We start from the raw sequence: 11,824 nt of genomic DNA on the forward strand, positions 1-11,824 counted from the left end.
CTCCCTCTCCCCCCGGCTAGATGGGGTGCTGGTCGCAGCTTTCTCCTCTGCTCTTGGCTGATGCCCTGGCGCCATCCGGACACGGGACGGGGCCCGGGACGCGATCGCGTCCCGGGCCCTGTCCCGTGTCGGTGCTGCTGCGAAGGGACCGTCAGCCGGCCTTGTTCCACGGCTGGCTCGCCATCAGTGCCTTCACGTTGGCGACGTACTTCGGGTTCGGTATGTCGAGGCTGCCGACGACCTCGCCCGAGGCGGGGTCGGTGACGGTGGTGTAGTGCACGTTGCCCGCGCCCGCGTTGTACGCGGAGATGACCAGGTCGAGCAGCGGCGTCTTGCCGGTGGCCGGGTCGGGGGAGAGGTCGTACCTGCCGCCGAAGGAGGAGTCGCCGTAGTAGGCGACCAGCCAGTCGATCAGCTGGGTGCCGAGCTGGACGTTCCCGGTGAGCGTCTTGGGGTCGGAGCTGGTGCCGTACTTGCCGTTCATCCAGCTGACGGTGTTGGGCATGACCTGCATGGTGCCGATCCCGCCGTCGCAGGCGAGGATGCCGGACTGCCAGCCGCTCTCCTGCCAGGCGATCGCCTTGACCAGGTTGAGCGGCAGCGGCGGGAGCTTGTCGGTGCCGCCCGAGCTGAGGTTGAGCACCCGGGACTGGCCGGCCGCCGCCGTGAGCGCCGCGGCGACCGTCGGCTTGGGCTCGTCCGGCTGGGGCTTGCTGGGCTGGCAGCCGCTCTGCGCCGGGGGCACGTGGCCTGCGGGCGGCGCGGGCGGTGCGGGGAGGGCGACGGCGCCGGGCTTGGCGGTCGGTACGGGCGCCGGGATGGCGGGCTTCTCGACCGGCGGCTGGGTGGCGGGTGCGCCGGCCGCGCCGCCGCCGCTGCCCTTGGCGTTGCCGCTCTGGGGGGTGGGCGAGGCCTTCGCGGCCTTGCTCGGGCCGGCGCTCGGGCTGTGCGAGGCGTCGGGGCTCGCGGAGGCGGAGGCGCTCGGTGTCGGGGTGGTGCTCGCGGACGGGCTCGCGCTCGACGTGTCGGTCGGGGTGGCGGAGGCCGCGGTGAGGGTGGTGCCGGATCCGGCGCTCGGGTGCTTGTCACCGCTCTCGGTGCCGCAGCCCGTCAGGACTGCGGTCGACACGGCGACGGCGGACACCAGGACGGTGGCCCGCCGGGTGGTGCTCAACTTCATTGGTGGTCCCCCCACTCGTCACCGGTGATCCCGTGATCCCGGCGAGTGGCGGTCATCCTATGGTGCGGTCGTCTCCCCCTGGACGAACGGGTGCTCGATCGCCCGCCGGAGGACGGCCGGGGCCTCCACCAGCGAGGGCCCGTACCAGGTCAGGTGCCGTCCGCCCACCAGCGCGACCGGGATGCCGGGGAACGCCTCCGGGCCGTCCTCGGCGGTGAAGCGGTACGGCTCGTCCGGCAGCACCACCAGGTCCGGCCGCTCGGCGAGCAGTTCGGGCAGCGGCACGGCCGGGTAGCGCTCGGGGTGTTCGGCGTGGACGAGCCGCAGGCCGAGGCGGCACAGCAGGTCACCGGCGAAGGTGTCCCGGCCGAGCACCATCCACGGGCGGCGCCAGATCGGCACGACCGCCCGGGGGCCGTGGGCGGTGCCCGACCGCACGTCCCGCCAGGCCTCCTGCGCCTCGTCCAGCCAGGCCGGGCGCGGCAGTCGGCAGGCGACGGTGAGCAGCCGGTCCAGCGAGCGGAAGGCGTCGTCCAGGGTGCGGATGTCGGTGACCCACACCGGTGCCCCGGCCGCCCGCAGCGCCTCCAGATCGGGGCGGCGGTTCTCCTCGTCGTTGGCGATCACGAGGTCCGGGCCGAGCGCGAGGACGCCGGGCAGGTCCGGGTTCTTGGTGCCGCCGATCCGGGTGACGGAGAGCTCGGCGGGGTGGCTGCACCAGTCGGTGGCGCCGACCAGCAGGCCGGGCGCGGTGGCGGCGACGGCCTCGGTCAGCGAGGGCACCAGCGAGACCACCCGGCGGGGCGGCAGCGGCCCGAGCCGTACGGGCAGGCCGAGGTCGTCGTACGGGTCGGTGAGGTCTGCCACCCGGCCACCCTACGCACGGGCCGCCGCGCCCGGGGCCCTCCGGAAGCTCCGCAAGTCCCGGATGCTCCGGATGCTCCGGAAGTCCCGGGAACCCGGCGCGGGCCCCGCCCGACTACCTGGTCCGGGTCCGCAGCGCGGGCCCCCAGCACGAACACCGACCAGGAGAGTCCTCATGCGCCCTCGCGTCGTCTGCGGTATCGCGGCCGCCGTCGCCCTGTTCGCCACCGCCTGCGGAAGCGGCGGTGGCGGGAACGGTGGCGGTGGCAGCGCCGCCCTCACCGCCCAGGCCACCCCCGCCGGGGCCGCCTACCCCGTCACGGTCGCCGACTGCGCGGGCAAGGAGACGACCATAGCCAAGGCCCCGACGAAGATCGTCACCAGCAACGCGGCGAGCCTGGAGCTGCTGCTCCAACTCGGCGCGGGCGACCGGGTGATCGGCACCGGCTTCCCGCCCGGCAAGGGCACCCTGCCGGCTGCGCTCGCCGAGCAGGGCGCCAAGGTGCCGGTGCTCGGCGACAAGACCATCCCCAAGGAGAAGCTGCTCGGCTCCGGCGCCGACCTCTACGTCGACACCTTCGGCGCGATGCCGATGATGGGCGGCGGCGCCACCGGGCCCAGCGAGGCCGAGTACGCCGCGGCCGGCATCCAGCACGTCTACCTGCTCTCCAGCGCCTGCGCCGGCACCCCGAAGGCCGCCAAGGCGCCGCGCACCGACCTCGCCGGGATCGAGGAGGACATCCGCCGCCTCGGCGCCGTCACCGGGACCGGCGCCCGGGCCGAGGAACTCGTCACCGGGATGGAGAAGCAGATCGGCGGGGTCCGCACCGCCCTCGCCGCCGTCCCGGAGGACAAGCGGCCCAGCTACTTCGTCTTCGACTTCGACGCCGGGACCAAGCAGCCGGTCGCGGTCTGCGGCCGGCAGGTGGCCAACGCCGTCATCACCCAGGCCGGCGCCCGCAATGTCTTCGCCGACTGCGACGCCGACTTCAAGCCCGGCTCCTGGGAGGACGTGGTGGCCAAGAACCCCGACTGGATCCAGCTCGCCGTGCGCAACCGCGGCAGCGAGGAGGCCACCCGCAAGGCCTTCGACGACGCCGAGGCGTTCCTGCGCGGATTCCCCGCGACCCAGGGCCTCAAGGCCGTCCAGGAAGGGCACTTCGTCCGGCTCGGCTCCGAGGTGACCACCATCGCGGGCGTGCGCAACGCCGACGCCGTCCGGCAGATCGCCGCCACCCTGCACCCCGACCTCGTCAAGAACGGGCAGTAGGACGTGACGACGGCCAACCTCGCCGAGGCCCCGGACACCCGGCGCCCGGCCCGCACCCTGCGGGCCGGGCCGCTGGCCGCCGCCCTCGCCGCCGCCCTGGTGCTCGCACTGACCACCGCCGTCTCGCTCGGCTCGGTGGACATCCCGCCCGGCGAGGTCTGGTCGGTGGTCGCCCACCACCTCACCGGCCGCGCCCCGGAACCCGGCACCCGCGACCTCATCGTCTGGCAACTGCGCGTCCCGCGCGCCCTGTTGGCGGCCGTGGTGGGCGCCGGCCTCGGCCTGGTCGGCACCGCCGTCCAGGCCCTGGTCCGCAACCCGCTCGCCGACCCCTACCTGCTCGGCATCTCCTCCGGCGCCTCCCTCGGGGCGGTCGCCACCCTCGTCCTCGGCACCGCCTTCGGGCTCGAACTCTCCCTCGGCAGCGGGCTCGGCCTCACCGTCTCACTCGCCGCCTTCGCCGGGGCGCTCGCCGCGTTCTCCCTGGTCTGGCTGATGGCCCGGCGCGGCGGCGGGTTCTCCCCGCTGCGCCTGGTACTGGCCGGCATCGGCATCGCCCAGTTCCTCGGCGGCATCACCAGCTACCTCGTCCTGCAGACCAGCGACGAACAGCAGACCAGGGGCGTGCTGTTCTGGCTGATGGGCAGCCTCGGCGGCGCCGTCTGGGCCCAACTCGCCGTCCCCGTGGCCGCCGTGGCACTCGGCCTGGCCCTGCTCCAGGCGCGGGCCCGCGGGCTCAACGCGATGCTGATGGGCGACGAGACGGCCGCCGGACTCGGTGTGGACGTCACCCGGCTGCGCCGCGAGGTCTTCGTCGTCACCAGCGTGCTCACCGGAGTTCTGGTCGCCGTCTCCGGGGCGATCGGCTTCGTCGGGCTGATGGTGCCGCACGTCTGCCGGCTGCTCGTCGGCGGCGACCACCGGCGCCTGCTGCCGCTGTCCGCCCTCACCGGGGCAGTGCTCCTGGTCGTCGTCGACACCGTGGCCCGCACCGCCCTGGACGGTCAGGAACTGCCGATCGGCGTGGTCACCGCCGTGCTCGGCGCCCCCACCCTGCTCTACCTGCTGGACCGACGACTGGAGCGCAGTTGAGGATCGCCGTCGAGGACCTGAGCGTCGCCCTGGCCGGGCGCACCGTGGTGGCCGGGGTCCACCTCGTCGCCGAGGAGGGCGAGATCGCCGGACTGGTCGGGCCCAACGGCAGCGGCAAGTCCAGCCTGCTGCGCACCGTCTACCGGCACCTGCGGCCCAGCGCCGGCCGGGTGCTGCTGGCCGGGCGGGACCTGGCCGCACTGCGGCCCGCCGAGTCCGCCCGGCACATCGGGGCACTGCCCCAGGAGCGCGGCGGGGATTTCGAGTTGAGCGTGCGCGAGGTGGTCGCGATGGGTCGCACCCCGTACAAGCGGGCCTTCGCGGCCGACGACCCCGAGGACCACCGGATCACCGCCGAGGCCCTGCACCGGGTCGGCATGGCCGGGGCCGCCGACCGTCGCTTCGCCCAGCTCTCCGGCGGCGAACGGCAGCGGGTGCTGCTCGCCCGCGCGCTCGCCCAGCAGCCGGACGTCCTGGTGCTGGACGAGCCGACCAACCACCTGGACGTCCGCCACCAGGTCGAACTCCTCGCCCTGCTGCGGGAGCAGCGCCGCACCACCCTGGTCGCGCTGCACGACCTCAACGCCGCCGCCTCGGTCTGCGACCGGCTGCACGTGCTGCACCGCGGCGCCCTGGTGGCCTCCGGGGCGCCGCGCGAGGTGCTGACCCCGGAGCTGCTGGCGGAGGTCTTCGGCGTCCGGGCCGCGGTGGTCGAACACCCGCTCACCGGGGACCCGTTGATCGCCTTCGACCACCGCGCCCCGGCCGGCTCCGCCCCGGCCGGTTCCACCCCGGCGGGTTCAGCCCCGGCGGGTTCAGCCCCGGCGGGTTCCGCCTTGGTGGGTGCCGACCCGGCCGGGGCCGCCCCGGCCGGATCCGTCGGGGCGCAGCGGTACGGGGCTCAGGGCCTGGCCGGGTAGCCCTCGTAGTGGCTCGGCCGGCCCTCGCGCAGCACCGGCCGGCCGAGCCGTGCGGCCTCCTCGTTGCGCCGCAACTCCCATCCGCCGTCCGGCCGGTGGAGCACCGCGGAGTGCCATGGCGTCATCCAGGCGTCGGCGGCGGCCAGCAGCCGGATGCCGAACTTGGGTGCCCCGGCCGGCTGCGGATGGATCGAAAGCCGTACCGCCCGAGGATGCTCCTCGGCGATCAACTCGCCCCAGGCTCGGCTGCGTTGGATCACCCCGTAGGCGCGCCGACGGCACTCCCGCTGGAGGGCCGACCTGGTGCCGGGGAAGTTCACGGCGTCCTCGGTGAGGAACCGGGTGATGCCCCGGTAGAGCCGCAGGGTCTCCTGCTCGGCCAGCACCTGCTCACGCAACTCCTCGACGCTCGGCGCGTACCGCGCGTGCACCCGGGCGCGCTTCTCGTCGTACGGCAGGTCGCCGAGCACCGCCCGCAGGTCGAAGGTGTCCAGGTGGCGCAGGCCCTCGCGCTCGATCATCGCGGTCAACTCGTCGGAGTACTCGTCGATGTGGTCGTCCGGGACACCGATCAGGTCGCCGAAGATGTGGCCGTCCGAGCAGATCAGGATCCGGGCCCCGGGCGGGTGGATCCGGGCTATCCGCTCGCAGAGCTCGTCCAGGAAGGTCAGCGACAGCCGCTCGCCCTCGTCGGGCAGGTGGCCGAGCACCTTGGCCGGGTTCGGCGACTTGCAGGGGAAGCCCGGGAGGGTGAACACGATCGGCTCACCGGCCGCGATGAAGTCCGCCAACTGCGCCAGCTGGAAGGGGAAGTGCTCGGGCCGGGCGTCGAACTCCGGGTCGGAGGCGCGGCGGTGCGGCAGCAGCAGACCGAGGACGCGGGCGGCGAGCTGCGCCGTCGACGGCTGCCCGGGGGCGCTGGTGGCGAGGGTGGCGGTGCCGGCGGGCGGCATGATGGATCTCCTCCGGGGGCGGCGGCTAGGGCTGGTGGCTGGGGCCGGTGGGTAGGTGTGGCGGCCAGGTCGGGTGCGGGGCGGGGCGCTCAGCGGCGCCGGTCGTAGGCGACCGGCAGCCGGTTCACCCCGCGGGCCAGGACGGCCGGGATCCAGGCGAGTTCGTCCAGGCCGTCCCCGGGCGCACCGGCCGGGCGCAGCCCGTCCAGTCGGCCGATCAGGGTGTGGACGGCGATCTGGAGCTCGGCGCGGGCCAGGGCGGCGCCCGGGCAGTAGTGGATGCCGTGGCCGAAGGCGAGGTGGGCGTTCGGCGTGCGGTCGAGGTCGAGGCGGTCGGCCTCCGGGAACTGCGCGTCGTCCCGGTTGGCGGCGCAGAGCGAGACGATCACCGAGTCGCCGGCCGGCACGGTGGTGCCGAACAGGTCGCTGTCCTCGGCGAAGAAGCGCCAGGTGGTGAGCTCGAACGCGGCGTCGTGGCGCAGCAGTTCCTCCACCGCCCGGGCCAGCCGTCCGGGCTCGTCGAGGCCGGCGCGCAGCGCGGCGAGCTGCTCGGGGTGGCGCAGCAGGGTGATCAGCATGGTGGTGATCTGGTTGGTGACCGGCTCCTGGCCGGCGACCAGCAGCTGGAACACGATCGAGTCGAGCTCCTCGCGGCTCAACTCGCCCGCGTCGTGGGCGGCGACGAGCCGGCCCAGCAGGTCCTCGGCCTCGGTCCAGCCCGGCTCGCGGCAGTCCGCGCGCTTGCGGGCGACCACCTCGGCGATGTACGTCTGCAACCCGCGCAGGCGCGCCTCGTACGCCGGCCGACCCGGGTCCTGTGGGCCGACCGGCTGGACCACCTTGCCCCAGTCGCGGTCGAAGCGCTCCGCCAACTCGGCTGGCAGGCCGATGACTTCGGCCAGCACCCGGAAGGGGTAGTGGGCCGCGAAGCCCGCCACCAGGTCGGCGCCGCCGGTCGCGGGCAGGCCGTCCACCAGCGTGTCGGCGAGCTCCCGCAGGCGGGGGCGCAGCGACTCCACCCGGCGCGGGGCGAAGGCGTCCAGGACCAGGCGGCGCATCACGGTGTGCTGGGGCGGGTCCTGGTGCAACAGGTGGACCTGGAGCTGGGAGTGCTGCGGCTCCGGCATGATCGAGGCCAGCCGGCGCCAGTTCTCGTTGCCCAGGCTGTGGTTCTTGCCGAGCCGGGGGTCGTTGAGGGTCGCGTGGGCGGCCTGGTGGCCGGTGACCAGCCAGGCGTGGATGCCGCTCGGGAACTCCACCCGGTGCACCGGCCCGGCCTCGCGCATCCGGGCGTAGAGCGGATACGGGTCGGTCTTGTAGGCCTCGCCGTACAGCGGGACGGGGCTGGGGAGCCGGTCGTGCCCGTACGGGCAGCGCGCGGGTTCGGCCGGGGGCTCGGCCTCGGGTGCTGCGGGGGCAGGGGCGGGGGCGGTGTCGGTCATGGGTGTGCTCCTCCGAAGGGGCGGATGTGTGCGGTGTCCGGTGCTCGGCGTTCCGGCGTCCCGGTGTTCGGTGTTCCGGTGTTCAGCGGTCCCGTGTTCGGCCTCCGCAGGGCCCTACGGCCGCGGGCGGTGACCGTGCAGGGCGAGCAGCAGTACGGCGGTGGCCGCGGCCACGGTGGCCAGGGCGATGCCCGCGTGGGTGCCGGTGGTGGCGCGGTCGCCCGCCAGGGCGGCGGCGGTGGCCAGGGCCGGGCCGAGGGCGAAGCCCAGGCTGCGGGAGAGTTGGACGGCGGACCCGGCGGTGGCGAGCTTCCCGGGCGGGGCGGCGGTCATCACCAGGGCCTGGGTCGGACCGCCGTTGAGGCCCATGCCGGCGCCCGCGACGGCCAGCCGGACGGCGATGTCGAGGGCGGGCCAGTCTCCGCTCACCGGGATGAGCGAGGCCAGGCCGAAGGTGGTGACGACGGCGCCGGTGAGTGCCGTCGGCCGGGCGCCCCAGCGGTCGGCCAGCCGCCCGCCGACCCGGCCGGCCAGCACCATGCCGAGCGGGAAGGCCAGCATGGTCAGCGCGGTGGCGGTGGCGCTCTCGCCCCGGGGGCCGCGCAGCTGCTGGACCAGCAGGTACTGGCAGGCCGCGAAACCGGCGGCGAGCGCCAGTACCGAGGCGTTCACCCCGGTGGTTCGGGCGGCCCGCAGCACCTCGGCGACCGGGCGCCCGCCCGGGCGGCGCAGCCACCGCAGTGCCAGGGGGACGGCGGGCAGCGTGAGCAGAAGCCACGCCGGGGCCGTCGGTGCCAGGGTGAGGCCGAGCAGCACGGCGGCCACGGCCGCGCCGATCAGGGCGGCGTCGCCGAGCGAGCCCCGGTCGGGCAGGCGGAGCCCACCGCGCCGCGGGGCGTGGCGGTGCACGATCAGCACGGCTGCCAGGCAGACCGGCAGCTTCACCAGGAAGACCGCCCGCCACCCGAAGTGGTCCAGCAGCAGGCCGCCCACCACCGGCCCGGTGACGGCGCCGAGCGGCCCCAGCGTCGCGGGGACGCTCATCGCCCGCCCGCGCAGCTCGGGCCGGACGGAGGTCGCCGCCAGGACCGGCATCAGGACGAACAGGACGGCCCCGAAGGCGCCTTGCAGCAGCCGTGCGGCTATCAGCCAACTCGCCCACGGGGCAAGGGCGGCCAGCACGCTGCAGGCCGCGAAGCAGCTGACGGCGAGCAGCAGCGCGGACCGGGTGCCGACCTGGTCCAGCCATCGACCGGCAGGCAACAGCAGTGCCACGAGGGGGAGTTGGTAGCCGAGAGCGGCCCACTGCGCGACCCCGGCGGAGACGTGCAGGCCGGAGGCCAGGTCGGTGAGCGCCAGGTTGACCACGTTCATGTCGAGCATCGCGACGAACGAGAGCATCCCTGCGGCCACGACCAGGCTCCACCGGTCCACCGGTTCGACCTGATGGTCCGTCAGGTCATTCGTGGTCGAGGAGCGTTGCGCTCGCATGAAGGTCCTCCGTTCCCCGCTGCTGTACCGGCACCGCCGCGGCGGCGGCGTCCGGTACAGCAGTCGGAGGCGGGAGGGCTCCAGTTCCGAACACTTGGGGGATTTTTCGGCGGGGGCCGGTGGCGGCGAACAGATGACAACAGACAGATAACAGATGACAGATTTCGAAATCTGTCATCTGTTATCCGTTATCTGTTCGCTGTTATCTGTCAGTCGTCAGCCGTCGGAGATCGGAGGTCGCCCGCCCGCCTATCAGCAGGCCGTCGCGAGTTCCCCCGCCTCGGCGGCCCGCAGGCGCGCGACCAGTTCCTCCCGTGCCCGGGCGACCCGGGAGCGGACGGTGCCGACCGGGCATCCGGCGACCTCGGCCGCCTCCGCGTAGCTCAGGCCGACCACCTGGGTCAGGACGAAGGCCTCCCGTCGCTGGGCGGGCACCCGTTCGAGCAGGTCCCCGAGGGCGATGCCGTCCTCGAACCCGGCCGCCGGGGTGCCGCCCTGCCGTTCCGCTGCCTCCTGCCAGTCCGGCAGCGCCGCGCAGCGCGGCCGGGCGGCGGCCATCCGGTACCGGTCGATGACCGTGCGCCGGGCGATCGACAGCAGCCAGGTGCGGGCCGAGGAGCGGCCGGCGAAGGCGGGTAGGCCGCGCAGGGCCCGTAGGAAGGTCTCCTGGGCGAGGTCGTCGGCGGACTGTACGTCGGTCAGGTGGGCGACGAATCGCCAGACGTCCCGCTGGGTCGCCCGGACGAAGGCCTCGACGTCCGCCGCCCGGCCCGAGCGGGCGGTCAGCGCGAGTGCGGTGAGCTGGTCGTCATCCACGGCGGCCCCCGATCCGGCCCGCGTCGGCCCGGCCTCCGCTGGCCCAGCCTCCGCCGGCCGGGCCGGTACCGCCCCGGCCGGTACCGCCCTGGTCGCCGTGCGGGACGATGGTCATATGAGATGCGCGCAGTTCCGTACCGCTCTGTCCGCCCGGCTCGACGGCGAACCGAGCGGCCTGACCGGCACCCGCCTGGACAAGCACCTGGCGCGCTGTGCCGGCTGCCGGGACTGGCTGGACCGGGCCGAGCGACTGCGCGCCCAGGTGCGGGCGGCCGCCGCCGACGGGCCGGCGCCGGAGTGGGCGGCCGGACTGTCCGCCCGGCTGGGACTGGAGGGCCCGGTCGGCCCCGCGCCGGAGGCGCCGCGGGCCACGAAACGGTAGGACGGTGGCGCCGGTGCGAACCGGTGCGCCGTCGAAGTGAGGCATGGGAAGGTCCCGAGGGGAAGGCAGGGAGCGGCGCCGCGCGCAGCGGCACCGCAGGCGTCCATGGGCCGGCCGCGCGGCGCTCCGCACCTCCCGTGGAGGCGTCGGCGGTCGCGGATGCGGGCCCGGGCCCCGACGGCCCGCGCGGCGCGGGGCGCGACGACACGGGACGTGTCGGCGCAGGGCGCGGCGGGGCGGCAGGGCGACCTGCCCGACGTCGAGCTCCCGGAGGTTCCGGCAGCGGGCCGGTCATCGGCCGGTCATCGGCCGGATGGGGAGGAGTGCGTCGGGCGCGTCAGCAGGCGAGGGCGAACGCCGGTGGGCCGCGCCGGACGACGGCATGGGTGAGCAGCACCGACCGGGCCAGGCCGTCCGGCCGGTCGGCGGGCCGGGTGACGACCGGCGGCCGGTACCCGAAGGGGCGGGCGAACAGCGTCAGCAGCGGGAGCAGCAGCGCCCCGGCGACGACCGCCCCGAGGGCGGCGAGCAGCTCGAAGACCCGGACCAGCGCGGCGTCACCGCGCCAGAGCAGCAGCGCGCAGGCCAGTGCCGCCAGGACGTGGGCGAGGGCCATCCCGGGCGACATGCCGTGCGCCATGTCATGGGCCATCCCGTGGGCCGGGCCCGTCGGCAGCGGGTGCGACATCCCCGGCATGTCCGTGGTCCCGGGCATGTCCACGGTCCCGGGCATGCCCGCCGTCCCCGGCGAGCCCGCCACCCCGGGCATCCCCGGCATCCCGGGCATTCCCACGTCCATGGCCGCGCCGTCGGCCATCCCGCTCCCGGTCCCGACTCCGGTCCCCGCCGCCGCCCCGTGGTGCATGCCCGCCATCGGCCGCAGGCTGCCCGCGGTCGGGGGGACGCCCGGGTCGATGCCCGCCATCCGGGCCAGCTCGGCGGGTGAGAGCCCGCCGGCCGTCCGGTCCGGGTTGCAGAGCAGCAGGGCGGCCCAGTCCGTGTCGGCGAGCCGGCCCAGACCCCCGCCCCCGCGGCCGAGCGTCGCGGCGTGTTCGAAGAGCAGGTGCAAGGCGGCCTGCGCCGAGACCATCCAGGCGCTGATGACCGCGAGCCCGCGCCGCTTCCCGGCCAGCAGCCAGGTCAGTCCGAGGACCGCCCCGAACGCGCCGAGCAGGACCGGCGCCGAGACCCCGGCCCCGGCCATGGCGACGTGCGCCGCGGCGGCCATCGCCACGCACAGCGCGGCGAAGACCGCGGCGCGCAGCAGGCGGATCCGGTCGGTCATCACGATGGCACTCATCGTCGCACTCGCCACGCCCCGCCCGTACCGCACCCTCCGGTGATGGCCGGTTCCGGTCCGTGAGACCATGCCCGGCCCGTCGGGCCGAGCGGTCAGCCGCTCCTAGCACCGGTT

The 11,824-nt window shown here is 75.1% G+C and carries 11 protein-coding genes; 4 read left to right on the forward strand and 7 right to left on the reverse strand.

Annotated elements, in window-relative coordinates; translation table 11 throughout:
* Nucleotides 1-151: 151 nt before the first annotated feature.
* On the reverse strand, nucleotides 152-1,180 hold the full coding sequence (locus tag ACZ58X_RS03755) for a transglycosylase SLT domain-containing protein (protein WP_470332059.1): 1,029 nt from the start codon (nucleotides 1,178-1,180) through the stop codon (nucleotides 152-154).
* A 57-nt stretch (nucleotides 1,181-1,237) separates the two neighbouring features.
* Nucleotides 1,238-1,990 (reverse strand): helical backbone metal receptor, encoded by a 753-nt coding sequence (locus tag ACZ58X_RS03760; protein WP_470332327.1) that lies wholly within the window; start codon nucleotides 1,988-1,990, stop codon nucleotides 1,238-1,240.
* A 229-nt stretch (nucleotides 1,991-2,219) separates the two neighbouring features.
* Here ACZ58X_RS03760 and ACZ58X_RS03765 point away from each other — a divergent pair, with 229 nt between their 5' ends.
* From ACZ58X_RS03765 to ACZ58X_RS03775, 3 genes are read left to right on the forward strand one after another with little or no spacing between them, the layout of a single operon-like run.
* Nucleotides 2,220-3,314 carry an ABC transporter substrate-binding protein gene (locus ACZ58X_RS03765; RefSeq protein ID WP_470332060.1) on the forward strand — a complete coding sequence of 365 codons (1,095 nt, stop codon included), beginning with the start codon at nucleotides 2,220-2,222 and terminating at the stop codon, nucleotides 3,312-3,314.
* 3 nt (nucleotides 3,315-3,317) lie between these two features.
* Nucleotides 3,318-4,406, forward strand: coding sequence for a FecCD family ABC transporter permease (locus tag ACZ58X_RS03770; protein ID WP_470332061.1), 1,089 nt, complete (start codon nucleotides 3,318-3,320; stop codon nucleotides 4,404-4,406).
* Entirely contained in the window at nucleotides 4,403-5,326 is a 924-nt protein-coding gene (locus tag ACZ58X_RS03775; RefSeq protein WP_470332062.1) for an ABC transporter ATP-binding protein, read from the forward strand. The genes ACZ58X_RS03770 and ACZ58X_RS03775 overlap by 4 nt, the downstream gene beginning before the upstream one ends.
* On the opposite strand, the gene ACZ58X_RS03780 is transcribed toward ACZ58X_RS03775, so the two are convergent.
* The 4 genes from ACZ58X_RS03780 to ACZ58X_RS03795 all read right to left on the reverse strand — a co-directional run bounded on the left by ACZ58X_RS03780 (nucleotide 5,308) and on the right by ACZ58X_RS03795 (nucleotide 10,028).
* Nucleotides 5,308-6,279 carry an L-tyrosine/L-tryptophan isonitrile synthase family protein gene (locus ACZ58X_RS03780; RefSeq protein ID WP_470332063.1) on the reverse strand — a complete coding sequence of 324 codons (972 nt, stop codon included), beginning with the start codon at nucleotides 6,277-6,279 and terminating at the stop codon, nucleotides 5,308-5,310. The two genes, ACZ58X_RS03775 and ACZ58X_RS03780, sit on opposite strands and share 19 nt — an antisense overlap.
* Before the next feature lie 89 nt (nucleotides 6,280-6,368).
* A complete protein-coding gene (locus ACZ58X_RS03785) occupies nucleotides 6,369-7,721 on the reverse strand; it encodes a cytochrome P450 family protein (RefSeq protein WP_470332064.1) in 1,353 nt (450 codons plus the stop codon).
* A 114-nt stretch (nucleotides 7,722-7,835) separates the two neighbouring features.
* The gene (locus tag ACZ58X_RS03790; protein ID WP_470332065.1) at nucleotides 7,836-9,212 is read right to left on the reverse strand and encodes an MFS transporter; all 1,377 of its coding nucleotides are present in this window, start codon (nucleotides 9,210-9,212) and stop codon (nucleotides 7,836-7,838) included.
* Between the two features lie 252 nt (nucleotides 9,213-9,464).
* The gene (locus ACZ58X_RS03795; protein ID WP_470332066.1) at nucleotides 9,465-10,028 is read right to left on the reverse strand and encodes a sigma-70 family RNA polymerase sigma factor; all 564 of its coding nucleotides are present in this window, start codon (nucleotides 10,026-10,028) and stop codon (nucleotides 9,465-9,467) included.
* A 115-nt stretch (nucleotides 10,029-10,143) separates the two neighbouring features.
* Here ACZ58X_RS03795 and ACZ58X_RS03800 point away from each other — a divergent pair, with 115 nt between their 5' ends.
* Entirely contained in the window at nucleotides 10,144-10,410 is a 267-nt protein-coding gene (locus tag ACZ58X_RS03800; protein WP_470332067.1) for a zf-HC2 domain-containing protein, read from the forward strand.
* Nucleotides 10,411-10,747: 337 nt separating this feature from the next.
* Here the strand turns inward: ACZ58X_RS03800 and ACZ58X_RS03805 are convergent, their stop codons facing one another.
* Entirely contained in the window at nucleotides 10,748-11,710 is a 963-nt protein-coding gene (locus tag ACZ58X_RS03805) for a hypothetical protein (RefSeq protein WP_470332068.1), read from the reverse strand.
* Nucleotides 11,711-11,824 lie beyond the last annotated feature (114 nt).

This window comes from Kitasatospora sp. NPDC040550, from assembly GCF_055594965.1.

Excerpts from the sequence above, each read along its gene's own strand:
- ACZ58X_RS03755 (WP_470332059.1), bottom strand. The coding sequence starts at position 1,180 with ATGAAGTTGAGCACCACCCGGCGGGCCACCGTCCTGGTGTCCGCCGTC.
- ACZ58X_RS03765 (WP_470332060.1), top strand. The coding sequence starts at position 2,220 with ATGCGCCCTCGCGTCGTCTGCGGTATCGCGGCCGCCGTCGCCCTGTTC.
- ACZ58X_RS03780 (WP_470332063.1), bottom strand. The coding sequence starts at position 6,279 with ATGCCGCCCGCCGGCACCGCCACCCTCGCCACCAGCGCCCCCGGGCAG.
- ACZ58X_RS03785 (WP_470332064.1), bottom strand. The coding sequence starts at position 7,721 with ATGACCGACACCGCCCCCGCCCCTGCCCCCGCAGCACCCGAGGCCGAG.
- ACZ58X_RS03790 (WP_470332065.1), bottom strand. The coding sequence starts at position 9,212 with ATGCGAGCGCAACGCTCCTCGACCACGAATGACCTGACGGACCATCAG.
- ACZ58X_RS03800 (WP_470332067.1), top strand. The coding sequence starts at position 10,144 with ATGAGATGCGCGCAGTTCCGTACCGCTCTGTCCGCCCGGCTCGACGGC.
- ACZ58X_RS03805 (WP_470332068.1), bottom strand. The coding sequence starts at position 11,710 with ATGAGTGCCATCGTGATGACCGACCGGATCCGCCTGCTGCGCGCCGCG.